The organism is Herbidospora yilanensis (assembly GCF_001570565.1).
Lineage (GTDB): Bacteria > Actinomycetota > Actinomycetes > Streptosporangiales > Streptosporangiaceae > Herbidospora > Herbidospora yilanensis.
In genome coordinates this window covers 1-23,790 of record NZ_BBXE01000045.1, presented here as the reverse complement: position 1 = coordinate 23,790, position 23,790 = coordinate 1, and the positions used below count along the sequence as shown (strand labels likewise).

Here is a 23,790-nt window from a genome sequence, read left to right as displayed (position 1 = left end):
GAACGCCGGAATTCCTAGCGTTGAGCCATGAAGAACGCACTGATCACCGGCGCCTCCCGGGGGCTCGGGCTGGCGCTGGCCACCGAGCTCGCCAAGGACGGGTGGCGGCTGACCCTGACCGCCCGCGGCGCCGACGACCTCGCCGAGGCGGCCGAGCGCCTGGGCGCGACCGCGATCGCGGGGGACGTGGCCGATCCCGCGCACCGGGAGAGGCTGGCGGAGGCCGTACCGGACCTGGATCTGCTGGTGAACAACGCCAGTGGGCTGGGGGCCGTGCCCCTGCCGGCGCTGGGCGACTATCCCGTCCCGGTCCTGCGGCGGTTGCTGGAGACCAACGTGCTGGCGCCGCTGGCGCTGACGCAGGCGGTGCTGCCCGCGCTGCGCCGGCGCAAGGGGGCGGTGCTCAACGTCTCCTCCGACGCCGCCGTCGAGGCCTACGAGGGATGGGGCGGGTACGGCGCCTCCAAGGCCGCCCTGGAGCAGATCTCCAACGTGCTGGCCGTCGAGGAGCCCGACGTGGCGGTCTGGTGGCTCGACCCGGGCGAGATGCGGACCCGGATGCTGGCCGACGCGATCGGGCCGCAGGAGGCGGGCGAGGCGCCGCTCCCCGACGAGGTCGCACCGCTGATCGTCAAGCTGGTCGGCGAGCGCCGGCCCAGCGGACGCCACACCCGGGGGAGCCTGGCATGAGCATCGACTTCGCCCTGCCCTCGGTCAACGAGGCCCACCGGCCGCCCGAGGCCCGCGACTCGGTCAAGCTCATGGTCTCCGACCGGCGGACCGGTGCGATCACCCATCACACCTTCACCGACCTGCCCGAACTGCTCGACCCCGGGGATCTGGTCGTGGTGAACAACTCGCGCACCCTCCCGGCCGCCGTGAAGCTCGACCGGCTCTGGGTGCACTTCTCGACCGAGTTGCCCTGGGGGGAGTGGCTGGTCGAGCTCCGGTGCCCGGGGGGCACCACCTACAAGGGAGGCGCACCGGGCGAGTGGCTGCCGCTCCCGGGCGGGGCCACGCTGCGGCTGGTCGAACGCTTCACCCCGCGGTTGTGGAAGGCGCGGCTCGACACCGACGTCATCGGCTACCTGCAGCGGCACGGCACGCCGATCCGCTACTCCTACGTCGACCGCGACTGGCCCATCGACGACTACCAGACCGTGTTCGGCCGGATCCCCGGCAGCGCCGAGATGCCGAGCGCCGGGCGGCCGTTCACCACCCGCCTGGTCACCGACCTGGTCGCCCGGGGGATCACGATCGCGCCGGTCACCCTGCACACGGGGGTGGCCTCGCCGGAGAAGGACGAACCGCCCTACGCCGAGCGGTTCGACGTCCCGGCCGCCACCCGGCGGCTCGTCGCGATGACCAGGGAGAACGGGGGCCGGGTCATCGCGGTCGGCACGACGGTGGTCCGGGCGCTGGAGACCGCCCACGACGAGGGCTGGACGTCGCGGATCGTGTCGCCGGAGCACCCGCCCGAGGTCGTCGACGGGCTGCTGACCGGGCTGCACGAGCCGAGATCCACCCATCTCATGATGTTGTCGGCCATCGGGGGCGCCGATCTCGTCATGAAGTCGTACGAGGCCGCGCTCGACAACGGCTACCTGTGGCACGAGTTCGGCGATGTCCACCTCATCCTTGGAACGCACCGAATCGACACATAAAAGATCTTTCGCGGTTCAGCCGCGGAATGGTAAGAAATCCCTTCGAGTATCACGGGGGTTCCTTCTCTCTCCCCGTCTGTTCATTGGGAGACAAAAACACATGCGCACTGTCACGCGCGCGATCGCGGGGGTCGCCCTGCTGGCCGCGGCGGCCTTAGTCGCCCCGGCCTCCGCATCGGCCACCACCGCCGACGACCCGTGGTCGCTGTTCAAGATCACGAAGCTGTCGTACACCAAGAAGGCCAAGCCGGGTGGCTACGTCACCTACACCTTCGAGGTGACCAACAAGGGCCCGCACGCGGCCGACTACTTCGACATCGGCGGCGTCCTGCCCAAGTACGTCGACCTCAAGAAGAAGATCTCCTACGGTTCCGGCGACGAGCTCAAGTGCTACCTCGACGGACGCAACTTCTTCTGCCCCAACGACTTCATCCTCGACGTGGGCGACTCCACCTGGGTGAGTCTGCGGTTCCAGCTCAAGAAGACCGCCAAGGGCACCCAGACCGGCAAGGTCGGCGCCTGGGTCTACGACATCCCCGCCGGCGCGGAGAACCTCGACCGGGCCCGGCTGCGCGAGCAGAACCTCAAGGGCTGGGAGATGATGCGGACCGTCAAGACCGCGGTGGTCAAGAAGAAGTAGCAGCACCCCAAGGCACCCCCACAACCCGCCGTCGTGGCCGCGACGGCGGGTTCCCGTTTTCCTAGACGGTGTCCCAGCGGAACACCTTCATCGCGATCAGGCTGATGGCCAGCCCGAACGCCAGCACGATGCCCAGTTCGGGCAGCACCGACAACGGCCCCTGGCCGCGCACCATCACGTCGAGCAGGCCCTGGTTGAGGTGCTTGAGCGGGAAGACGTTCGACAACGTCTGGAGCCAGCCGGGCGCGGCGTCCAGCGGGATGAACGAGCCCGACAGGAACGCCATCGGCAACACGATCAGGTTCGAGATGCCCGCCGCGGCCTCCGCCGACTTGGCCAGCCCGCCCGCGACCAGGCCGATCGCCATGAACGTCAGGGTGCCCGCGATGATCAGCGGGATCGACATCCACCAGTAGGCCGACAACTGGAGCCCGAAGAACGGCAACGAGGCGACCACCAGGAAGATCGCGGTCTGGATCAGGGCGATGGCGACGCTGACGCCGACCCGCGCGCCCACGACCGACCCGAGCGCGACCGGGGCCAGCCGCAACCGGCGCAGGATGCGCTTCTCCCGCCAGGTGACCAGCGTCGCCGCCGCGCCGAACGCGGCGCCCATGGCGACCGCCCAGCTCAGCAGGCCGGGGGTGACGTACTGGATCGCCTTCAGCGAGTCGTCCTCGACCTGCTGGGCGGTCATCGTGAAGCGCTGCGGCACCCCGGCGGCGTTGGCCTGGCTGACGACCTGCCGCAGCACACCCTGGACGGTGCCCGACCGCACCTGGTCGGCGGCCGAGTAGGAGACCTGGAGGGTGTCGCCCTGCTGGCTGATCGCCGCGACGACGTCGCCCTCCTTGACCTTCTCCCGCGCGGCGGCCGGGTCGTCGCTCTTCTGGATCTCCAGTACCTCGCCCAACCCGGCCGCGCCCTGCTCCAGCAGCGGCACCTGGCCGACCTGGATCACCGCCAGCCTGGAGGTGCCCATGTCGCCGAAGACGCCGCCGAACAGGACCAGGAACATCAGCGGGAACAGGATGGAGAAGAACAGGGCCGACCGGTCGCGGAACCATCCGAGCAACATCGCCCGCGACAGGGACGTGAACGCGGTCACGCGCGGTACTCCCGTCCGGTGAGGTTGAGGAAGACGTCTTCGAGGGTGGCACCGCGCACCTGGATGCCGGTGAGCAGGTTGCGTTCGGCCAGCGCGGTCAGCACCCGCGCGGGGTCGTCGGTGCCGATGGTGACCGACACGCCGTCGTCGTCGACGGAGGCGCCGGGGCCGGCGATCTCGGCGGCCGACTCGACGCTCAGCGTGCCGGTCTCCAGGCTGATCCTGGTGACCGACTCCAGGCCCCTGACCAGGGAGGCCGGCGGGCCGAGTTCGAGGATGCGGCCGTCGTCCATGATGGCGACGCGGTCGCAGAGCGACTCGGCCTCGTCCATGTAGTGGGTGGTCAGCACGACCGTGCGGCCGTTGTCGTTGATCTGGCGCAGCAGGTCCCACAGGTTGCGCCGGGCCTGCGGGTCGAGGGCGGCGCTCGGCTCGTCGAGGAAGACGATGTCGGGGTCGTGGACGAGGGCGCAGGCGATGGAGAGCCGCTGCCCCTGGCCGCCCGACAACCGTTCGGCCGGAGTGTCGGCCTTGTCCTCCAGCCCGACCTGGGCGAGCATCTCGTCGGCCTTCTTGGCGGCGACGCCGTACAGGGAGGCGAAGGTCCTGATCTGCTCGCGGGCGGTGAGCCGCTCGAAGAACGAGGTCGCCTGGAGTTGTACGCCGATGCGCGTCAGCAGCTTGGGGTTGCGGGGCCAGGGGCGCATGCCCAGGATCTCGACGGTGCCGGAGTCGGCCTCGCGGAGCCCTTCGACGATCTCCAGGGTGGTGGTCTTCCCGGCGCCGTTCGGGCCCAGGATGCCGAAGAACTCGCCCTGTTCGACGGAGAAGGAGACGCCGTCGACGGCGCGCACCTGACCATAGTGTTTGCGCAGATCATTGACGATGATCGTGGACCCCATGGGGCGAAGACTACCCAGGCGTGAAGGTCGGCGGGCGATTCGCCCCGAGCTGCCACAAAAGCCTCTTCCAGCCCCGGCGTATTGATTTTGCACTATCAGTAACCGCTGTCTCAGGATTCACACGCGTTCACGGGTATTTCTGATCTTGCGCCCCTGCGGGGCCGAACGTGTGGGGCGCTTCTCTCAGACAACCCAGGAGAAACACAGTGATTCACCGATTCAGGATCGGGTCTTCGTGCCCGCCGGCCAAGGGGTCGCTCGCGACCGCCGTGGCGACGGCGGCGCTGATGACCGGCGGTCTCCTCTCCATGGCGACGCCGGCCCAGGCGAGCGAGGCCCAGGCGGTCACGCCGCAGTACGTGGCCGAGGCGCAGACGTCCAGCTGCAACCACTGGAACTGCGACCGGTGGCACCACCACCACAAGCCCAAGCCGCCGTGCGTGATCTGCAAGGGCCGTCCCGGCCCTCCCGGCCCTCCCGGACCTCCCGGCCCGCCCGGAATGCAGGGCCCTCCCGGCCCGCCCGGAATGCAGGGGGAGCCCGGACCTCCTGGAACGCAGGGCCCTCCCGGCCCGCCCGGAATGCAGGGCCCGCCCGGAGTCCAGGGCCCGCCCGGAGTCCAGGGCCCTCCCGGCCCGCCCGGAATGCAGGGCCCGCCCGGTGAGCAGGGCCCGCCCGGACGCTCGGGCACCTCGATCGACACCGCCTTCCAGGGCAACAACAAGTTCATCGGGTACGCCCCCGGTGACGGCTCCACGCTGATCCGCGACCCGCGGACCAACCCGTTCTGGAACAACATCAGCGCGGTTCCCGGGTACCCGGGCGACGTGACCGGGGTCTCCCTGGCCGTCATGGGTAACGACCTGCACGTCACCGTCGTCAGCGCCACCGGCCAGATCCGGCAGACGTCGTGCACGGTCAACCCGACGCCGGGCACCGGCATGAACCCGGCGTGGCCCGGCAACTGCTCGCCGTTCGTCAACCACACGCCGCCGCTGCGAATGGCGACGCTCAGCCGTTGACGGTGAAGTACGAATACGGGCGATCAGGCCTCACGGCCTGGTCGCTTGTTCGTTTCACGAGTGCAAGCCGGTGAAGGACGTGCCGAGGGCGGTCCTGACCTGCGCCTCGGCCACTCCGGCCAGCGACCGCCGCGTCTGGCCGGCGCCGGCGACCGGCGGGAACATCGTCACCTCGACGGTCATGTGCCTGGTCGAGGCCACCCGGGTGATCGACCCGATCAGGGAGTCGCCGCCGACGTAACTGGGCCTGGCGGAGGTGGCGTCGTCCTCCAGGTAGCGGATCGTCGCCGGGCGGACGGCCGCGCCCGCGTCGATGGCGGCCTGGAACAGGGCCGGGCGGAAGCCGCCCATGCTCTGGCCGCACCAGGTGGTGCCCTCGGGGAAGGCGACCACGGTGTCGCCGGCGCGCAGGGCCCCGGTGACCTCGCCGACGGTCCGGGGAAGCCGGCTGAGCCGTTCGCGGTCGATGAAGATGGCGCCGGAGCCCGCGACGAGCGTGTTGATGAGCGGCCAGCGGGCGATCTCGCTCTTGGCGAGCAGGCGTGAGGGCAGGACGGCCGCCATCACGAGCGGGTCGAGCCAGGAGATGTGATTGGCCACGATGAGGGCGCCGGCCTCGCCGGAGATGGCCTTGACGGCCAGGGCCGCGCCGCCGACGAAGGCGAACCCCCGGGTCACGGTGACCTTGATGCCGAGGGCCCGCAGCAGCAGCCGCGACCAGGCCATGGTCACCCGGGCCAGGGTCTCGGCCGACAACCGCCGCGCGAACACCGCGAAGACCAGCCCGGCCGCGAGCACGACGACGGCACCGGTCAGCCGTGCCGCCTGCCGCACCGGTCCGGCCGGGTGGCGCGCGGGCGCCACGCAGGTGTCCGGCTCGCAGGGCGCCAGCGGCAACCAGGGCGTGAGCGCCCGGACCGGTGCCGTGATGGTCATGCCGCCTCTCCCAGGAAGTGCCGCAGGTAGCGGGTGTCGACGTTGGCCAGCGAGAGCAGCACGAAGAAGTCGGCCGTGCCGAAGTCGGCGTCGTGGGCGGGCGCGCCGCAGATCCACGAGCCGAGCCGCAGGTAGCCGCGCAGCAGCGGCGGGATCACGAACCGCTCCGGCGGGGTGCCGCCCGTCCACGGCCGGCGCGGGGTGACGCGGTACTCCTCCGGCCCGAGGTCGATGTTGGCGACCACACCGGCGGCGGCCGTGCCGTTGTCGTCGAGGGGAACCGAGCAGCAGCCGGCGAGCCAGGAGTGGCCGCCGCCGACCATGTAGTGGGCGATGGCGGCCCACATCAGGCCCATCACCGCGCCGCCCCGGTGGTCGGCGCGCACGCAGGTGCGGCCCACCTCCACCAGGCCGTCCCGGACCCCCGCCAGCCGGCCGGTGTCGAAGTAGCCGTCGGAGTACATCCGGTCGGTCCGCCCCGGGGGCAGCAACCGGTAGGTGCCGACGACCTCGGTGCCCGAGCGCACGACGAGGTGGTCGCAGTAGGCGTCGAACCGGTCGACGTCCAGCCCGGTCACCGGGGAGTCGAGCCGCGCGCCCATCTCCCCGGCGAACACCTCGTGGCGCAGCCGCTGGGCCGCCTGGACGTCCGCCGCGCTGGTGGCGAGGCTGACGGAGTACCGTCCGCGGGCGTCCGTGAGGTGGAGTTCCCTTTCAGTCTTCATGACTGAAATGACGACATGAGGAAGTGACGAAGATCTCTCACTTTTCGGGCGTGTCGGCGTCCGCATGGTGAACCTGGTGTACGGCTCCGGGATCAGGCCCAGTAGCGTTGAGACGACGGAACCGTCCTACGCCCAGAGATCCGGGATGAAACAGCGCACTCTTCTGATCACGCTCACCGGTCCTGACCGCCCTGGGGTCACCTCCCGACTCTTCTCCGTACTCTCCGGTTTCCCCGTGACCGTCGCCGACGTCGAGCAGGTGGTCATCCGCGGCCGCCTGACGCTGGGCGTCCTGGTGGCCTACGCGGGAGGCAAACCGAAGGGCACCGGTGAGACCATCGGCGGCCTGTGGACCGCAATCGAGCAGGTCGCCGCCGACCTGGACATGGACCTCGAACTGACCACCGGGACGGCCTCCAAGGAGGCCCGCAGGCGAGGGCGCCTGCACATCTCGGTCCTCGGCAACCCGCTCACCCCGGCCGCGATGGCCGGGATCACCGGCCGGATCGCCGCGAGCGGGGCCAACATCGACCGCATCGAACGCCTGTCGGCCTACCCGGTCACCTGCATCGAGATGGCCGTCTCCGGCGCCGACCCGAAGACCCTGAGGGCCGAGCTGGCGATCGAGGCCAGCCACCAGCAGGTCGACGTGGCGGTGCAGCGCACCGGCATCCTCCGCCGGGCCAAGCGCCTGGTGGTCATGGACGTCGACTCGACCCTCATCCAGGGCGAGGTCATCGAACTGCTGGCCCGCCACGCGGGCAACCTCGACGAGGTGGCCCGGGTGACCGAGGCGGCGATGCGCGGCGAACTCGACTTCGCCGAGTCGCTGATCCGCCGGGTCGCGCTGCTGGAGGGCCTGCCCGAGGAGGTCTTCGAGAAGGTCGCCAAGGAGGTCGTGCTCACTCCCGGCGCCCGCACCCTGGTCCGCACGCTGAAGCGGCTCGACTACAAGTTCGCGATCGTCAGCGGCGGGTTCACCCAGATCACCGACACGCTGGTGGCCGACCTGGGCATCGACTACTCCGCCGCCAACACCCTCGAAGTGGTCGACGGCCGGCTGACCGGGAAGGTCGTCGGCGAGATCGTCGACCGGCCCGGCAAGGCCCGCGCCCTGGAACGGTTCGCCGCCCAGGCCGGGATCGCGGTCACCCAGACGGTCGCGGTCGGCGACGGCGCCAACGACCTCGACATGCTGGAGGTCGCCGGGCTCGGCATCGCCTTCAACGCCAAGCCGGTGGTCCGGGCCAAGGCCGACACCGCGCTGAACGTGCCCTACCTCGACTCGATCCTCTACCTGCTCGGGATCTCCCGCGAAGAAGTAGAGGCGGCCGACGCCGAAGACGGCCTCACCGGTCTCCGGTAGCCAGGCTCACCACCCGCGCCGAGTCGTCGGCGAGGGCCTTGAGCGCGTGGTCGGCGGCGGCCGCGTGCAGCAGGGCCCTCCTGACCTCGGTGCGGGAGTCGGCCGGGTCGGCCTTCAGCTCGTCGAGTCTCCTCAGCGCCAGCTTTCCGAGCCATTTCCGCAGGTCGGAGAGCTTCTGGTCGACGTCACCCCGCGCCTGGTAAGGCGTTCCCTCCTGGACGGCCACCGCCCCGCCCTCCAGCCGGTCGGCCACCGCGTGCAGCACGGCCGGAGCCGGGCCGACGTCGTTGCCCGGGTCCTCCCGCAACACCGAGGTCAGCGTGATGAGCCCGTCGCGGACCCTGGTCACCTCTTCGAGCAACTCGGCGACGTGGCCCGTCTCGCCCGCGCCGGGTTCGTGGGCCATCGCCGCGATGCCCTGCCCGACCGCCTCGGCCATGTCGGCGGCCCGCCGGATGGCCAGCTCGGCCGCCCCTTCGGGCCGCCGTCCCCGGGTCGTCTCGGCCAGCGTCCTGGCCGCCAGGGCGTGCGCCCTGAGCAGCTCGGCCAGCCGCCCCTGGAGCCGCACCGCCTCGCCGCGCGGCCACAACAGCCGCACACAGGCCAGCGCGATGGCCCCGCCGAGCACGTTCAGCCCGATCCGGAACCCGGCGATCTCCCATGTCTGGACCGCCTGGAAGTCGATCAGCAGCAGCACGCACATGGTCATGAACGTGGCCCAGTAGGCGTAGTGGACGGCGTACAGGCCGAAGCCCAGGCCGGCGCTGACCACGATCAGGGCGGCGAGCCAGCCGTACCCGGGGGCGATCAGCAGCACCACGGCGGCGACCAGCGCCCCGGCGATGCTGCCGCCGACGCGGGCGCCGGCCTTGTCGAGCGTCTCGCCGTAGGTGGGCTGGATGGTCAGCAGCACACCGAGCGCGAGCCACTGCGCGTGCTCCGGCGTGAAGATCGCGATGATCACGCACGCCATGGCGGTGCCGAGCATGGCCCGCAGCAGATGCCGGAATCCGGGATCGTCCCTGGTCAGTCGCATGCCCGGGGATCTCGGAACCACCATGATGGCGTCGGTGACCGGGCTCTCCACGGGCAGCCGCGGGATCGGGATCAGCCCCGACTTCAGCTTCATCGCGGGCCTTCTCGCCTGGTCGAGCGTGGCCCTGATCCGGGTGGCGGCGTGGTCGACCTGCCGCAGCAGCACCAGCCTCAGCAGGTCCCGTTCGCCGTCGGGCCGCTCGCCCCGCAGATCGTCGATGCGGGCGGCGAAGTCGACCTCGGCGACCTCGACCTCCTGCTGGAACAGGGCCCGGGTGCGCGCGGCCAGCTCGGCCGTGAGCGGCTCGATCTCCGCGCGCAGGCCCGCCGCCTCGGCGAGCTCGCGCAGCGTGATGGCCTCGTAGAAGACCCTGCGCAGGGCCGTGGTGACCCGTTCGGCGTCACGGGACCGGCGTTCCCACCGGTGCCGGGCGCAGGCGGTGCGGGCGCTCTGGAGGGCGTCGGCGACCTCGTCGCGCAGTTCCTCGCGGCGCTCGCCGTCGAAGGTCGCGTCGAGCAGGTCGGCCAGCAGGCCGGCGGTCTCCGCCAGGGTCGCGGCCAGCGGCCGGGTGCGCCGCCACGCCCACGGCAACGTCAGCAGGAAGGCCGCCAGCAGCCCTCCGACGATCTGGAGGACCAGGTGCGGGATCGGATCGACCGGCAGTGGGTTGGCCGCCGTCAGCAGCAGCGCCAGCGGCGCGGTGAAGCCCACCACGGGGAACCGGATGGCCAGGGCCGCCGCCAGCGTCGCCACGGGCGCCAGCAGCCAGTCGTGCCCGATGAGTAACACACCGAGGACCGACCCCACGGCCAGCACGAGCACGCCGGCGAGCATGAAGGACAGGCGTACACCCGGCGGATCGGGGTTGGCCCTGATGGTCACCAGGAAGGCGCCGAGCGCCACCACGCCGCCCATGGCGGGCCGCCCGATCGCCAGCCCGACGAGGAGCGGGATGAGCAGGCCGGCCGCGCCGACGACCCCGTAGCCGACGGCGAGGCCGCGGTCTCTAAGGCTGGTGGCCATCGACCAGGGTGCCGGTGCCCGGGTCGAGCTCCTCCCACGGCCCCGGCAGCTCGATCACCGCGAACGCCCCCGGCTTGAACGTCTCGGTCCGCGGCCCCGACAACTGCACGACCAGGTCGTGGACCGACGGGTTGTGCCCCACCAGCACCAGCGTGTCGACCTCGGGATCGGTCCGCCGGACGATCTCGATCAGCTCGTCGGTGTACGCCTCGTAGACGTCGCGCTCGAACTCGATGGGCACCCCTTCGAGGCCGAGGAGCTCGGCCGTCAGCCGGGTGCGGGCCGAGGGCGACGCCACGATCAGGTCGGGCGTCAGCCGGGCGATCAGCTCACCGGCCTCGCGGGAGTTGCGCTCGCCGCGTTTGGTCAGCACCCGCTCGAAGTCGAGGACCCCGGGCGTGTGCTCGGCTTTGGCGTGCCGCAACACGATCAGCGTCTTCACGCGGTCAACTCCCCTTTCAGGGCATCGCCCACATGGCGAGGGCCACGATCACGGCGAACATCAGAGCCATGCCGAGCAGAATGACTGCCAGGCCGCGGCCACCCTTGTCGTTCATGAACATCGAGTCTATGGACGTGCGGCGGCCCCCCGGCACGTGGGTGCCGGGGGGCCGCCACCGGCCGACGGTCTAGTTGACCACCGGCTCCAGCTTCTTCTCGTTGTCGCTGTTCGGCTTGTCGATCGTCACCGAGCGCCGCTTCGACGCGACGATCGCGCCGATCACGACGACCACGGCCACGACCGTCACGCCGACCCGCAGGGCGACGTTGTCGAAGTAGGTCACCACGGCCGGGGCGATCAGCAGCGCGACCAGGTTCATGACCTTGATCAGCGGGTTGATGGCCGGACCGGCGGTGTCCTTGAACGGGTCGCCGACGGTGTCGCCGATGACCGTCGCGGCGTGGGCCTCGGAGCCCTTGCCGCCGTGGTGGCCGTCTTCGACGAGCTTCTTGGCGTTGTCCCAGGCGCCGCCCGAGTTCGACAGGAAGACCGCCATCAGCGTGCCGGCCGCGATGGCGCCCGCGAGGAAGGCGCCCAGCGGCGCGTATCCCAGCGCGAAACCGACCGCGATCGGCGTCATGACGGCCAGCAGACCCGGCGTCGCCAGCTCACGCAGCGAGTCCTTGGTGCAGATGTCGACCACGCGGGAGTAGTCGGGCAGTTCGGTGCCCGCCATGATCCCCGGCTTGCTGCGGAACTGGTCGCGTACCTCGAAGACCACCCGCATCGCCGCGCGCCCGACGGCCATGATCGCCAGACCGGAGAACAGGAACACCACGGCCGCGCCGATGATCAGGCCGACGAGCACGTTCGGCGAGTCGACGCTCAGCGAGAAGTTCGAGAACCCGCCGAGCATGTCTCTCACCGCCGGTGACGCGCCCGCCAGCGCCCCTTCGACCGCGGTCCGGAACGAGCCGAACAGCGCCGTCGCCGCGAGCACGGCGGTCGCGATCGCGATGCCCTTGGTGATCGCCTTCGTCGTGTTGCCCACGGCGTCGAGCGAGGTCAGCACCTGGGCGCCCTCGCCCTCGACGTCGCCCGACATCTCGGCGATGCCCTGGGCGTTGTCGGAGACCGGGCCGAAGGTGTCCATCGACACGATCACGCCGACCGTGGTCAGCAGACCGGTTCCGGCCAGGGCCACCGCGAACAGCGCCACGGTGACGTTGCCGAAGCCGAGCAGGAACGCGCCGTAGACGGCGCCACCGATCAGCAGGGCGGAGTAGACCGCCGACTCCAGGCCGACCGAGATGCCCGACAGGATGACGGTCGCGGGGCCGGTCAGCGAGCTCTCGCCGATCTCCTTCACCGGACGGCGGTTCGTCTCGGTGAAGTAGCCGGTGAGGATCTGGATCGCGCTGGCCAGCACCAGGCCGACGAGCACCGCGCCGATGGCGATCCAGCGCGGGTCGGCGTCGAGGTTCTGCACGCCGCCGTTCAGCTCCGAGAAGCTGCCCGGCAGGTAGAGGAACGCCGCCACCGCCACGAAGATCGCCGAGATGATCGCGCTGATGAAGAAGCCGCGGTTGATGGCGGCCATCGCGTTGCGGTCACCCGCCCGGGGCGCGGTGATGAAGATGCCGATGATCGCGGTGATGACACCGATCATCGGGACGATCAGCGGGAACACCAGGCCTTCTGTGCCGAACGCCGCCTTGCCCAGGATCAGCGAGGCGACCAGCATGACCGCGTACGACTCGAACAGGTCGGCCGCCATGCCGGCGCAGTCGCCGACGTTGTCGCCCACGTTGTCGGCGATGGTCGCCGGGTTGCGCGGGTCGTCTTCCGGGATGCCCTGCTCGACCTTGCCGACCAGGTCGGCGCCGACGTCGGCGGCCTTGGTGAAGATGCCGCCGCCGACTCGCATGAACATCGCGAGGAGCGCGGCGCCGAAACCGAACCCTTCGAGGACGCTCGGCGCGTCCCCCTTGTAGGCGAAGACCACGATCGCCGCGCCCAGCAGGCCCAGCCCCACGGTGAACATGCCCGCCACACCACCGGTGCGGAAGGCGATGCGCATCGCCGTCTTCTCACCGGACTCACGGGCCGCCGCGGCGACGCGGACGTTGCCGCGCACCGCCAGCCACATGCCGATGAAACCGGTCAGCGCCGAGAACAGCGCGCCGATCACGAAGAAGACGCTGCGCCCGATACGCACCCCCGTCGTCTCCGCCGGCAGCAACAGAAGCACCAACGGGATCAACACGACAAAGATGGCAAGCGTCTTGAACTGCCGGGTGAGATAGGCGGCGGCGCCCTGCTGAACGGCTTTCGCGATGTTCTGCATGCGCTCGGTGCCCTGACCCGCCGCGAGCACCTCGCGTACGAGCCCGCCCGCGACAGCGAGGGCGAGAAGGGCCACGGCCGCCACCACGACCACGAGAGTGAGGTGACCACCGCTCAGGGAAACCGCCGCGCCGTCATCCACGGCTAGAAAATGTGCAGGAACAGACAATCCGTCCTCCTCGGCCAGACGGGTAGGTCCTGCCCGGGAGTGGCTGCCCCAAAATGTTACGGCTGCCCCGTAGGAGGAGAGCTCCGGCGGCGCACTTCCGGGTCATTGGCAGTGCCGCTTCCGGTTGCGTTCCGCAATACCTTGGCCGGTGCCGGGTACTCTACGCAGCGCTTCGCCATATATGAACCCCCTGCGCCCCGCAAATTGGTGAACAGATCGGCTGAAGATTGGGCATCGCCGTATGTCGAGGGGATTGCGCACAGGTAAAAAAGGGCTCCCGCATGACCGGGAGCCCTGACTAGACGGCAGCCAGCCCGTTAGGGGTGGGGGCGGCCGGCCAGCTCATTCTGATCTTCACACCGGTCGGACCCGGTGACACTTCGACGTCGTCGGCCAGGCCCGCGATCACCGCGATCCCGAGGCCGGGCATCTCGGGCACTATCCCGAGCATCGCGTCGACCAGCCGGTAGCCGTCAGAGGAGTCGACGGCCTTCAGGTCGTCGCTGGGGGCGGCGTCGGTCACGGTGACCTCGAACCGCCCCGAGTCGTCTTTGAGCTCGATCCGGATCGGCTCTCCCGGACAGTGGAGACGATGTGCCTCCACGGCCCGGGAGCACGCTTCTCCGACGGCGAGCCGTACTTCGTCCAGCAGCGCCTCGGCCACCCCGGTGCGCCGGGCGATGGCCGTCGCGACCAACCGAGCGGTGCGCACGTGGGCCGGGAGCGCGCTGAACGTCAGCTCGACGGTGGCCATGACTACTTGTCTCGGCCGTGGGCTTCCTTGGCCTCCTCCACAGAGGCGTAGATCCCGAAGACCTTCGTCAGTCCGGTGATCCGGAAGATCTTCAGAATCCGCTCCTGAGTGCAGACGAGTTCCAGGGAGCCATCGTGCGCCCGCACCCGCTTGAGCCCGCCGACCAGCACGCCGAGGCCGGTCGAGTCGAGGAAGTCGACCTTCTCCATGTTCACGAGAAGGTGGAAGTTCCCCTTGTTCACCAAATCGATGAGCAGCTCACGCAATCTGGGCGCGGTGTAGACGTCGATCTCACCCTCAACCTCGACGATGGTGAGTCGGTCCTCGGTACGGTGGTCCAACTTCAGATCCACAGATCCTCCAGCGCCTTGCCTGCGTAGGTCCCGATGCGGATCGTGCATCCTAAGAAAGCACGACCCCGACGCGCGGCATTCAACCACGCCACGCCCCTGTGTCTATACGAAATCACGACTCCGGGCGACTCTCCCCCGAGATGCCAGGATGGAAACCCATGACTTCGCCGACATCCCCAGCTCTTCCCCGAGAGCGTACGCCAAACCGGGGCCGCCCCCTTCTCGACCGTCTGGTCACGGTCCCGGGCCGCCACGGGCGGGTCACTCATGTGGAGCATGTTCCGGCACGTCAGGCAGGTCAAGCCCAGTGGCCCTCCTGGGTCCCGCCGCTGGTGCGCGAGGGGTTCGAGGGGCTCGGGATACAGGGGTTGTGGAGTCACCAGTCAGAGGCCGCCGACCTGGTGCACCGTGGCCAAAACGTGATCATCGCCACAGGCACCGCGTCGGGGAAATCGCTGGCCTATCTGGTGCCGGCGGTGACCGAGGCGCTGTCGGGCGGGACCGTCCTCTACCTGACCCCGACCAAGGCCCTGGCGGCCGACCAGCTCCGCTCGGTGAGCGCGCTGGGCGTGCAAGGTCTGCGCGCCGCGACCTTCGACGGCGACACGCCCCATGAGGAACGGGCCTGGGTCAGGCGCAACGCCAACTACGTGCTGACCAACCCCGACATGCTGCACCGCTCGATCCTGCCGAGGCATTCGGCCTGGACGTCGTTCTGGCGCCGCCTGCGCCTGGTGATCGTCGACGAGTGCCACGGCTACCGGGGCGTCTTCGGCTCCCACGTGGCCCAGATCCTGCGCCGCCTGCGGCGGGTCTCCGCGAAATACGGCGCCTCCCCCGTCTTCTTCCTGGCCTCGGCCACGGCGAGCGACCCGGCGACGACCGGCATGCGCCTGACGGGCCTCCAGATGGCCGAGGTGACCCGCGACGCCTCCCCGAGAGGCACGACGACGGTCGCGCTGTGGGAACCGCCCCTGACCGATCTACGCGGCGAAGGTGGAGCTCCAATTCGCCGGGCCGCCACCGCCGAGGCGGCCGACCTGCTGGCCGACCTCGTGGTCGACGGGGTGCGGACGCTGGCGTTCGTCCGCTCCCGCCGGTCCGCCGAGACGGTGGCGCTCACCGCCCGCGGACACCTGGAGGACGCGGGCGTCCCCCTGGCCGACAAGATCGCCGCCTACCGGGCCGGCTATCTGGCCGAAGACCGCCGCCTGCTGGAGAAGGCCCTGCGGTCGGGCGACCTGCTCGGCGTGGCCACGACCAACGCCCTGGAACTCGGCGTCGACGTGTCGGGCCTCGACGCCGTCCTGATCGCGGGCTGGCCCGGCACCCGCGCCAGCCTGTGGCAGCAGGCCGGCCGCGCCGGACGCGACGGCCAGGACGCGCTGGCGGTTCTGATCGCCCGCGACGACCCGCTCGACACGTATGTCGTCCACCACCCGGAGGCCCTTTTCGGCCGCCCGGTCGAGGCGACGGTCCTCGACCCCGACAACCCCTACGTGCTGGCCCCCCACCTGTGCGCCGCCGCGGCCGAGGTGCCGCTGACCGAGGCCGACCTGGAGATCTTCGGCCCCTCGGCGGCCTCGGTGCTCGACGACCTGGTGGCCGACGGCCTCCTGCGCCGCCGCCCGACGGGCTGGTTCTGGACCAGCCGCGAGCTCGCCGCCGGGCTGGCCGACATCCGTGGCTCGGGCGGCTCGCCGGTGCAGATCGTGGAGACCGACACCGGACGGCTGCTGGGCACCTGCGACGAAGCCTCGTCGCACACGTCGGTGCACACCGGGGCGGTGCACATCCACCAGGGGGAGACGTTCGTGGTCGACGAACTCGACCTGGAGATGGGCGTCGCCCTGGTCACCCCCGGCACCCCCGACTACTCGACCTTCGCCCGCGACGTGACCGACATCGCCGTGATCGAGTCGCTGCGCTCCCATCCCCTCGGCCCGGGAGAACTGCACTTCGGGTCGGTCGAGGTGACGCGGCAGGTGGTGTCCTATCTGAAGCGGCGCATGTCCACCGGCGAGATGCTCGGCGACGAACCCCTCGACCTGCCGCCGCGCAGCCTGCGGACCAAGGCGGTGTGGTGGACGCTGCCGCCCGAATCGCTGCCCGCCGGAATCGGCGACCTCGGCGGAGCCGCCCACGCGGCGGAACACGCGTCGATCGGCCTGCTGCCCCTGTTCGCGACGTGTGACCGGTGGGACATCGGAGGGGTATCGACCGAACTGCATCCCGACACGGGCCGGCTGACGGTCTTCGTCTACGACGGCCACGCCGGCGGGGCCGGGTTCGCCGAACGGGGGTTCGGCAACGCGGTGGCCTGGCTGACGGCGACCCGGGACGCCATCGCGTCGTGCGAGTGCGGGCACGGGTGCCCGAGTTGCATCCAGTCGCCGAAGTGCGGAAACGGGAACGAGCCGCTGAGCAAGCGCGGAGCGCTGGAACTGCTCGACGTCCTCCTTTCTCAGCGTTCCGTGTTCAGATAGACGGGCCCGGCACGGGACGTGGCCGACGCCTCCCGTTCGGTCAACCCCGGGAACCGAAGCCGGACCCGCGCCGTCACCTCCGACACCCCTCCCTCGACCTCACACGACACGATCCGGGCGTCGTTGGCGGCGACCACCTCCGCCGCCCGCCCACAGGCCTCACCGGGGGCCGCGACAGCCAGTTCGGCGGCGGCCAGAGCGCCCAGGTCGGCGGCGGCCAGAGCCGTGTGCACGGCCACTCTCGCCATCCCGACCTGGACGAGCACATAAGCCGCCGCCCACACCACGGCCATCACCGCGACGACCCAGACGGTCGCCGACCCCCGATCACGTCTTCCGCCCACATCACTCACCATCGCCTCCCGCTCACCGACCGACCGTCACGGCAGCACACCCTTCTCGGTCGCCGAACTCGCCGACGCGGACACCGCCACCTCGGGCAGCACCACCGCCCAGGCGGGACGGACCCGAGCCCGCACCGTCACCTCCGTGAGCGCCGCCCCCACGGTCACCTCGACCGTGGCCCCGGTGGGCGCCACCGCCAGGGCACCCTCGCGCACGGCGGAGACCCCGTCACCCCGGGCCGCGGCCCGCGCACCCGCCCGAGCGGCGTCGACGCACTCCAGCCGGGCCCCGACCACACTCACCGCCCACAGGGCGGCCCCGAGCACGACCACGAGCGCGGGCAGCGCAGCGGCCGTCTCGGCGGTGACGGAGCCGCGCTCGCGCCGGCTCACCCGGCCAGCGCCAACGCCTTCTGCACGAGCGAGGCGAGCATCTGCTGGACGTCGGGCGAGGTCACCACCTTGAACAGCAGCCCCGCGAACCCACACGCGGCGATGGTGCCGACGGCGTATTCGGCGGTCGACATCCCCGCGTCCGCACGCCGCCTCCCGCCCTGCTCGGACAAGACCCGAGCCGCCCGAGCGGCCGCCTCCCGCAACCGCTCGGCCGCCCGAGCCCGCTTGGCCTCCCGCGTCCACGAAATGCCTTCGGTCTTGACGTTCACGCGTCCTCCTGACACCGGCCCGGACCTTCCGTTCCGGCGCTGCCAGCCTGCCGACCGAGACGGCCTTTCCACCGACGCAGACCGCGGTCTGTGGAAAACGAATGGCCTGTGGATAACTCAAAAGACCTGTGTGCACAGGGGAATCGAGCCCAAAATCCACATGGAGACTCCGCGTTATCCACACCTGTGGACAACTTCCGTCCACACCCTGTGCAGTACCGCCGACGGGTGTGGAAAACCCCGCGCCAAGATCATGACAGAACCTGGGCGGCCAGCCCCGCGACGACCGGAACGATGCCCAGAAAACAGAACGCCGGCAGAAAGCACAGACCCAACGGCGCCACCGCCCGCACCCCCACCCGCCGCGCGGCCGCCGAAGAGGCGGCCCGCCCGGCCTGCCGGGCGTCCTCAGCGACCCGGGTGAGCACATCGGCCACGGGCGCCCCCGACTCGACCGCCCGCGCGATGGCCCTGGCCAGCAGAGCGAGCGCGTCTTCGGCGGCGAGCCCCCGCCACACCTCGACGGGATCGGCCCCCAGCCGCATCTGCCCACCCGCCCACCGCAACCGCTCCCCCAACGGACCGTCCACAACCCGGGCGACGATCTCGACGGCGCCCACGAGCGGCTGGCCGGCCCGCAGACACTCGGCCATGAGATCGGCGGCGAACGGCAGATCGGCCCGGACGAGCTCCCTACGACGGCGCTCCTGCGGAGCCTCCTTCCGCCTGAGGTGCACGACCACGAGCCCGGCCAGAATCACCCCCAGCACGACCCCGGCCACCCCGCCGACCACGAGCACCACCAGCACGAGCACCGGCCCCGCGACCAGGGCGATCCGGCCCGCCGGATTCTCGGCCGCAGGGGCCTGAACCTCGGGAGGCTCGACCACGGCCTTGAGCCGCTCAGCCGCGGTACGGCGAACCGGCCAGCACATGACGGCAAGCGCCACACACAGACCGGAAAGAATCCCGACCACCACACCCTCGTTCCTCAACCAACGGGATCGAAGACTCGACCGCCTGACCCGACGCCCGCGCCGGCCCCTGGCGAGCCGCCGGGCTACTGGCACGACAATCCGCTCTGCCGCCCCGAACCGACCGAGCCCGACCATCAACGGACACCGTCTTCGGCCTTCCGCACCATCCGATCCGTCCACCGCAGCCCCGCCGCATTGAGCAGCAGCCCAACGACGAGACATCCGATCCCCGGCAGAGTCGTGAAGAGGAACGGAAGGGGCTGCATGCCCAACCCGGCCGCCATCAACAACCCCAGCACGGGCAAGCCCGCGAGCAGCCGAGCGGTGGCCCGGGGCCCGGCGAGTTGCGCCGAGATCTCCTGCCGATGGTTCTCCATGTCCCGCAACGCCCCGCCCACCCGCTCGACGAGAGGCGCGAGCCCACCCCCGACGCTGACCCCCACCGCCCAGCAGGACGCCAGCCGCCGCAACCCCTCACCTCCGACGGGAGGCGCCGCGTCGATCAACGCCGCCGCGACATCGCCGCCATCGCGAGCCACCCGGGCGACCGGCCGAAGCGCTCCGACGATCTCCGGCGGCCCTTCGATGGACCCGATGGCCCTGGAAAGCGCCTCACCAGGCGTCCGCCCGGCCGCGAGCTCGGCCACGATCGCCTGACACAACTCGACGGTTCCGCCACGCCAGGCCCGCGCCGACCCCTTACGTGACCGCCTGACCTTCAGCAGGGCGGGCCAGGAGAAGCCTGGTCTCGCTTCGCGCGTCAAGTGCGCCAGCCGCACCACGGGAACCGAAGGCCCGAGCCAGACCCAAACCGCCAGCCCGGCACATGACCCGACGAGCAGGGTGATCATTCAAAACTCCAAATCGCCAAGCGCCTCACACGCCGCACAAACCAGGCCGCGCCGCACAGACCAACGCCGCACAGACCAACGCCACATAGATCGCACTTCGCCCGTAGCGGGGCAGCTCCGAAGCGCCCGGTTGCCGCCGTTCGAGGGAGAGCTCTGGAGGCGGCGGGCGGTGCGGGCCAGGCGGAGCCGTAACGGAGAAAAGACAGAAGCCCCGTTCACCTCCTCAGGCACCGTTCCCGCAGCGCCCCGTTCACCTCCCCAGGCACCGTTCCCGCAGTGCCCCGAACGCCGCCCCCTCCCGCACCCCGCCCCGCCCGTCGAACGAAACCGCCGGCACCGCCTCCACGAACCCGTCCGCCCCGCGCCGCAACAGGCAGATCTCCGCCACCCGCCGCACCCCCGTGCCGGAGTCCCGCACCACGTGGATCACCGCGTCGAGCGCCGCCGAGAGCTGGCTGTGCACCGCCTCCCGGCTCAACCCGGCGGCACACGCCAACGCCTCAAGCCGAGGTGGCACGTCAGCCGCCGTGTTGGCGTGCAAGGTCCCGCACCCGCCCTCGTGCCCGGTGTTCAAGGCGGCGAGGAGGTCGACCACCTCGGCCCCGCGCACCTCCCCGACGACCACCCGGTCGGGCCGCATTCGCAACGCCTGCCGAACCAGGTCCCGGAGCGTCACCCCGCCGACACCTTCGAGGTTCGGCGGCCGAGTCTCCAGCCGCACCACGTGGGGATGGGCCGGCCGCAGCTCCGCCGAGTCCTCGACCAGCAGCAGCCGCTCACCCGGGTCGGCGAGCGACAGCAGCGCCGACAACAAGGTCGTCTTCCCGGTCCCGGTGCCGCCCGACACGACGAACGCCAGCCGGGCCCGCAGCACCGACCGCAGCACCTGCGCCCCGACGCCCGTCACCAGGTCGTCGAGCCCGTAGGTGTGCCGGGGCGGCAACCGCAACGACAAACAGGTGCCTTCCGCCGACACCGGCGGCAACACGGCGTGCAGCCGCACCCCGCCGGCCAGCCGGGCGTCGACGTAGGGGCAGGCGTCGTCCAGGCGTCTGCCGGCGGCGGCCGCCAGCCGTTGCGCCAGACGCCGCACGTCGTCGTCGGACCGGAAGGCCACGGACGTCTTCCGTAGCCCGCCCCCGTCGTCGACCCACACCTCCCGGGGGCCGTTGACCAGCACATCGGTCACCCCGGGCTCGGCGAGCAGGCCTTCGAGCGGGCCCGCCCCGATCAGTTCGGCGCGGAGCACCCGGGCGACCGCCAGTACCTCGGCGTCACCGAGGACCGCCCGCTCGGCCCGCAGGGCGGCGGCCACCTGGGCGGGTGAAGGGTCGAGCCCGTCGCGTGCCAGCCGGACGCGGACCGCTTCCAGTAGTTCCCCGGACACCGCGCTCACGACACCGACAACCCCGCCAGCAGTTCCCCGCAGAACCGCCCCAGCGGCGTCCGTTTCAGCGGCGGGGCGTCTCCACGGTCGAGTGCCTCGGACAGGCCCCGCTGCTCGGGCACCACCCCCGCCAGCGGCACCCCCAGCGACCGAGCCACCACGCCAGGTTCCAGGCTGCCGCCGCGCACGACCGCCCGTACGTCCCCGGCCCGTTCCCGAACCCCGGCCAGCGCCTGCCCGGCGGCGAGCACCCCCCGCACATCAGCCGAGACCACCAGCAAAGTCACTCCGGACCGCGATAATGCCTCTTCGGCCCCGGCGTCGACGAACCGGGGCAGATCGACCACCACAAGATCACATCCCCGCCGCGCCGCCTCCAGCACGGCCCGCATCGCCTCGCGGGGGATCCGCATCGGTTCGCCCCGGTGCCATGACAGGACGGTCAACTCGCCGAAGGTCGGCAGGGCCCCTTGGAGCGCCGCGTAGCTCACCCGGCCCTCCCGCCCGACGATGTCGGGCCAGCGGGCGCCCGTCGCCTCTTCCTGCCCGAGCACCACGTCGATGCCGCCGCCGAGCGGATCGGCGTCGACGAGCAGGGTTCGCGAGCCCGATCGGGCCGCCGTCAGGGCCAGTGAAGCGGCCAGCACCGTCGCGCCCACGCCGCCGCGCCCGCCGGCCACGCAGACCACCGCCCCGGCGCGGGAGGAGGGTTCGGCGGCCTCGGCGAACTCGTCGACGAGCAGCCGTTCGGCGTCGGGCAGTTCCAGGACGGCGGACGCGCCGACCGCCACGCAGCGCCGCCACATCGACGGGTCGGCCGGGTCGGCCGTCACCAGCAGCACGCCCTGGCGGGGCGGCGGGCCGGTGGCCGCGAGGGCGTCGGCCAGGTCAGCCCCTACGACGACAAGCGGAGCGGTCCGCCAGCGCGGGCGGGCCTGGGCGGCCTCGTGGGCGACGTCGAGTTCGACTCCGGCGGCCGCGGCCACCCGCAGCAGGTCGTCGAGCAGGTCGCGGTCGGCGGTGACGGCCAGCGGGCGGTGCATGGGCGGAGGCTCCTCGGTCGACGGTCGGAAGCCTCACGGTGCCGACCGGCCGAAGATCGGAAACGCCCGAACCGGGATCTGTGGATAAGGATCGCCCTGTGGAAAAGGGGCGACCCCCGCCGGGGGGGAGAGCGGGGGTCGCCGATCGGTCCGGCTCCGGGGGGGTAGAGCCGGTCCCGTGTGATGAAAGCTTTCATCAGTGGGCCAGGGCATGGCAAGAGACTTGCAAAGGTGCCCTGTGCACAGTCACTCCCACACTGGGAGATAACACCGTATGCTGCCCGATCCGCCCGAGTTTCGTCGAGGAGCAATCTGCATTTTGCGGCAGTTTTTTTGGGCTTCGCGCAAGTAGAGGGAATGCGGCCACGCGGTCACGGTCAGTGATCACTGTCAGAGGGGACGTGATGTATCGATCCATTGCCCCACATGGCCACAAACCACACCAGAAGCCGTAATCGGCCGGTTCCGGGCTCAGTAAAGGTCTTGCTCGGAGGGGTTCCCAAGTGCGCAGTTCCGACGTACAAAGGGCGTACGGACCGAGTGTCCGGGTACGGCCGCCGGGTACCCACGTGCGACCAGCCGCGGGAGGCGTGTCGTTGCGGGCTTGTCCCGTTTCGACAAAATCAGGTGCACGCTTGGTAACCCGGTTCGACGTACTGGCGACGGCGTCCCATTCCAGGGACGCCGTCCGCTTGTGTCCGCAATTGTTTACCGCGACAGCGCTTCACAAATGGCCGTCGTCTCCCTGACGCCCAGCACCACCGCCCGCGCGCAGTGGATCACCCACGTCGCGACACCGTCGGGAGTGCCGGTCAGATAGGCCTTCAGAGCCTCCGTGTACGACCCCATCGACTCCCGGTGCCCCACCTCCACCGCCACGAGCGACTTGGGGTCGAGGCCGTATTCGACCAGGCTGAGCCGCTCGGCCGCCCGCGCCACCAGCCCGTCGGCCACGCCGAACGGCCGCAGCGTCACGATCTCGGCGTGCACGATCGCGCCCAGCACCAGCGCCGGGGCCTTCGTCGAGGTCAGCCCGGCCAGAGCGGCCATCCGCGCGGACACGTCGACCGGAGCCGGCCCGATCCCGAAAGGATCGGCCGCCGTGGCCCCCGTACGCGGACGCCCCGGATCGGCGAGCAGCCCCGCGGCCGCGAGCGTGTGGAGACGGGCCAGCACCTGCGGCGGCGCCGACCGCCACAGCGGCCCGAGCCGCCCCAGCGCGGCGGAGACCCGCAGCGCCCCCTGCGCCACCGGATCGTCGGCCTCACCGGCCCGCAACGTGCCCAGCGGAACGTCGACACCCTCCAGTTCGGCGGAGGCCCGAGCCCCGCGCAATGCGGACTCGGCCGACACTTCGGGCTGCCGTCTGCGCAGGATGCGATGCCGATAGAGGACGTCGACGGCCTCCCGGGCCTCCGAGACGGCCTCCGGCACCCCGGGCAGTTCAGCCACCACGACCAGCGGATCACTCATCCGCCCGACCCTATCGACAGCCGAAGATCCTTTCCGTTACGGCTCCGCCCGGCCGGCCCCGCCCGCCGCCCCCCGGCC

At 71.0% G+C, this 23,790-nt stretch carries 23 protein-coding genes; 6 read left to right on the top strand and 17 right to left on the bottom strand.

The genetic code is table 11. The features are described from left to right. Positions 1-27: 27 nt before the first annotated feature. The 3 genes from AW273_RS32690 (at position 28) to AW273_RS32680 (ending at position 2,304) form a co-directional block, all read left to right on the top strand. Positions 28-690, top strand: a complete 663-nt coding sequence (locus tag AW273_RS32690; protein ID WP_062356891.1) for an SDR family NAD(P)-dependent oxidoreductase — start codon at positions 28-30, stop codon at positions 688-690. After that, positions 687-1,664 (top strand): S-adenosylmethionine:tRNA ribosyltransferase-isomerase, encoded by a 978-nt coding sequence (locus tag AW273_RS32685; protein WP_062356888.1) that lies wholly within the window; start codon positions 687-689, stop codon positions 1,662-1,664. Before AW273_RS32690 ends, AW273_RS32685 begins: the two co-directional genes overlap by 4 nt. A gap of 100 nt (positions 1,665-1,764) precedes the next feature. Next, positions 1,765-2,304 carry a DUF11 domain-containing protein gene (locus tag AW273_RS32680; RefSeq protein WP_062356885.1) on the top strand — a complete coding sequence of 180 codons (540 nt, stop codon included), beginning with the start codon at positions 1,765-1,767 and terminating at the stop codon, positions 2,302-2,304. A 61-nt stretch (positions 2,305-2,365) separates the two neighbouring features. On the opposite strand, the gene AW273_RS32675 is transcribed toward AW273_RS32680, so the two are convergent. After that, the gene (locus AW273_RS32675; RefSeq protein WP_232327711.1) at positions 2,366-3,412 is read right to left on the bottom strand and encodes an ABC transporter permease; all 1,047 of its coding nucleotides are present in this window, start codon (positions 3,410-3,412) and stop codon (positions 2,366-2,368) included. After that, on the bottom strand, positions 3,409-4,314 hold the full coding sequence (locus AW273_RS32670) for an ABC transporter ATP-binding protein (protein WP_062356882.1): 906 nt from the start codon (positions 4,312-4,314) through the stop codon (positions 3,409-3,411). Before AW273_RS32670 ends, AW273_RS32675 begins: the two co-directional genes overlap by 4 nt. Positions 4,315-4,520: 206 nt before the next feature. Here AW273_RS32670 and AW273_RS36745 point away from each other — a divergent pair, with 206 nt between their 5' ends. After that, positions 4,521-5,336, top strand: coding sequence for a hypothetical protein (locus AW273_RS36745; protein WP_198168480.1), 816 nt, complete (start codon positions 4,521-4,523; stop codon positions 5,334-5,336). A 54-nt stretch (positions 5,337-5,390) separates the two neighbouring features. Here the strand turns inward: AW273_RS36745 and AW273_RS32655 are convergent, their stop codons facing one another. Next, the gene (locus AW273_RS32655; protein ID WP_062356872.1) at positions 5,391-6,272 is read right to left on the bottom strand and encodes a lysophospholipid acyltransferase family protein; all 882 of its coding nucleotides are present in this window, start codon (positions 6,270-6,272) and stop codon (positions 5,391-5,393) included. Beyond that, positions 6,269-6,997, bottom strand: a complete 729-nt coding sequence (locus tag AW273_RS32650; protein ID WP_062356869.1) for a GNAT family N-acetyltransferase — start codon at positions 6,995-6,997, stop codon at positions 6,269-6,271. The genes AW273_RS32655 and AW273_RS32650 overlap by 4 nt, the downstream gene beginning before the upstream one ends. A 145-nt stretch (positions 6,998-7,142) precedes the next feature. On the opposite strand from AW273_RS32650, the gene serB reads away from it, so the two are divergent. Then, positions 7,143-8,363 (top strand): phosphoserine phosphatase SerB, encoded by a 1,221-nt coding sequence (gene serB / locus AW273_RS32645; RefSeq protein WP_062356866.1) that lies wholly within the window; start codon positions 7,143-7,145, stop codon positions 8,361-8,363. Here the strand turns inward: serB and AW273_RS32640 are convergent. The 5 genes from AW273_RS32640 to AW273_RS32620 form a co-directional block, all read right to left on the bottom strand. Next, complete coding sequence (locus tag AW273_RS32640; protein ID WP_062356863.1) at positions 8,347-10,422, bottom strand: FUSC family protein; 2,076 nt, start codon at positions 10,420-10,422, stop codon at positions 8,347-8,349. The genes serB and AW273_RS32640 overlap by 17 nt on opposite strands. Continuing rightward, positions 10,406-10,864, bottom strand: coding sequence for a SixA phosphatase family protein (locus tag AW273_RS32635; protein ID WP_063910193.1), 459 nt, complete (start codon positions 10,862-10,864; stop codon positions 10,406-10,408). Before AW273_RS32635 ends, AW273_RS32640 begins: the two co-directional genes overlap by 17 nt. 187 nt (positions 10,865-11,051) lie before the next feature. Beyond that, on the bottom strand, positions 11,052-13,352 hold the full coding sequence (locus AW273_RS32630; protein ID WP_062356860.1) for a sodium-translocating pyrophosphatase: 2,301 nt from the start codon (positions 13,350-13,352) through the stop codon (positions 11,052-11,054). A gap of 325 nt (positions 13,353-13,677) precedes the next feature. Next, positions 13,678-14,133, bottom strand: coding sequence for an ATP-binding protein (locus tag AW273_RS32625; RefSeq protein WP_030456212.1), 456 nt, complete (start codon positions 14,131-14,133; stop codon positions 13,678-13,680). 2 nt (positions 14,134-14,135) lie between these two features. Beyond that, positions 14,136-14,486 (bottom strand): STAS domain-containing protein, encoded by a 351-nt coding sequence (locus tag AW273_RS32620; RefSeq protein ID WP_030456213.1) that lies wholly within the window; start codon positions 14,484-14,486, stop codon positions 14,136-14,138. A 158-nt stretch (positions 14,487-14,644) separates the two neighbouring features. On the opposite strand from AW273_RS32620, the gene AW273_RS32615 reads away from it, so the two are divergent. Further along, on the top strand, positions 14,645-16,972 hold the full coding sequence (locus AW273_RS32615) for a DEAD/DEAH box helicase (RefSeq protein WP_439648647.1): 2,328 nt from the start codon (positions 14,645-14,647) through the stop codon (positions 16,970-16,972). Here the strand turns inward: AW273_RS32615 and AW273_RS32610 are convergent. From AW273_RS32610 to AW273_RS32575, 8 genes are all read right to left on the bottom strand, one after another. Further along, positions 16,951-17,316 carry an Rv3654c family TadE-like protein gene (locus AW273_RS32610; RefSeq protein WP_198168479.1) on the bottom strand — a complete coding sequence of 122 codons (366 nt, stop codon included), beginning with the start codon at positions 17,314-17,316 and terminating at the stop codon, positions 16,951-16,953. The genes AW273_RS32615 and AW273_RS32610 overlap by 22 nt on opposite strands. Before the next feature lie 36 nt (positions 17,317-17,352). Continuing rightward, positions 17,353-17,709: a TadE family type IV pilus minor pilin gene (locus AW273_RS32605; RefSeq protein WP_062356854.1), complete on the bottom strand. Its 357-nt coding sequence runs from the start codon at positions 17,707-17,709 to the stop codon at positions 17,353-17,355. After that, positions 17,706-17,981 (bottom strand): DUF4244 domain-containing protein, encoded by a 276-nt coding sequence (locus tag AW273_RS39445; RefSeq protein ID WP_062356852.1) that lies wholly within the window; start codon positions 17,979-17,981, stop codon positions 17,706-17,708. Before AW273_RS39445 ends, AW273_RS32605 begins: the two co-directional genes overlap by 4 nt. Positions 17,982-18,232: 251 nt before the next feature. Beyond that, a complete protein-coding gene (locus tag AW273_RS32595) occupies positions 18,233-18,931 on the bottom strand; it encodes a type II secretion system F family protein (protein ID WP_232327710.1) in 699 nt (232 codons plus the stop codon). 161 nt (positions 18,932-19,092) lie between these two features. Continuing rightward, entirely contained in the window at positions 19,093-19,809 is a 717-nt protein-coding gene (locus AW273_RS32590; protein WP_062356849.1) for a type II secretion system F family protein, read from the bottom strand. A gap of 250 nt (positions 19,810-20,059) precedes the next feature. Next, entirely contained in the window at positions 20,060-21,205 is a 1,146-nt protein-coding gene (locus AW273_RS32585; protein WP_083950222.1) for a TadA family conjugal transfer-associated ATPase, read from the bottom strand. Then, the gene (gene ssd, locus AW273_RS32580; protein ID WP_062356847.1) at positions 21,202-22,239 is read right to left on the bottom strand and encodes a septum site-determining protein Ssd; all 1,038 of its coding nucleotides are present in this window, start codon (positions 22,237-22,239) and stop codon (positions 21,202-21,204) included. The genes AW273_RS32585 and ssd overlap by 4 nt, the downstream gene beginning before the upstream one ends. Positions 22,240-22,947: 708 nt before the next feature. Beyond that, complete coding sequence (locus tag AW273_RS32575) at positions 22,948-23,712, bottom strand: Fic family protein (RefSeq protein ID WP_062356844.1); 765 nt, start codon at positions 23,710-23,712, stop codon at positions 22,948-22,950. Positions 23,713-23,790: the final 78 nt, after the last annotated feature.

Coding starts and splice junctions, on each gene's coding strand:
- AW273_RS32690 (WP_062356891.1), top strand. CDS start 28: ATGAAGAACGCACTGATCACCGGCGCCTCCCGGGGGCTCGGGCTGGCG.
- AW273_RS32685 (WP_062356888.1), top strand. CDS start 687: ATGAGCATCGACTTCGCCCTGCCCTCGGTCAACGAGGCCCACCGGCCG.
- AW273_RS32680 (WP_062356885.1), top strand. CDS start 1,765: ATGCGCACTGTCACGCGCGCGATCGCGGGGGTCGCCCTGCTGGCCGCG.
- AW273_RS32670 (WP_062356882.1), bottom strand. CDS start 4,314: ATGGGGTCCACGATCATCGTCAATGATCTGCGCAAACACTATGGTCAG.
- AW273_RS32655 (WP_062356872.1), bottom strand. CDS start 6,272: ATGACCATCACGGCACCGGTCCGGGCGCTCACGCCCTGGTTGCCGCTG.
- AW273_RS32650 (WP_062356869.1), bottom strand. CDS start 6,997: ATGAAGACTGAAAGGGAACTCCACCTCACGGACGCCCGCGGACGGTAC.
- serB (WP_062356866.1), top strand. CDS start 7,143: ATGAAACAGCGCACTCTTCTGATCACGCTCACCGGTCCTGACCGCCCT.
- AW273_RS32640 (WP_062356863.1), bottom strand. CDS start 10,422: ATGGCCACCAGCCTTAGAGACCGCGGCCTCGCCGTCGGCTACGGGGTC.
- AW273_RS32625 (WP_030456212.1), bottom strand. CDS start 14,133: ATGGCCACCGTCGAGCTGACGTTCAGCGCGCTCCCGGCCCACGTGCGC.
- AW273_RS32615 (WP_439648647.1), top strand. CDS start 14,645: ATGACTTCGCCGACATCCCCAGCTCTTCCCCGAGAGCGTACGCCAAAC.
- AW273_RS32590 (WP_062356849.1), bottom strand. CDS start 19,809: ATGATCACCCTGCTCGTCGGGTCATGTGCCGGGCTGGCGGTTTGGGTC.
- ssd (WP_062356847.1), bottom strand. CDS start 22,239: ATGCACCGCCCGCTGGCCGTCACCGCCGACCGCGACCTGCTCGACGAC.
- AW273_RS32575 (WP_062356844.1), bottom strand. CDS start 23,712: ATGAGTGATCCGCTGGTCGTGGTGGCTGAACTGCCCGGGGTGCCGGAG.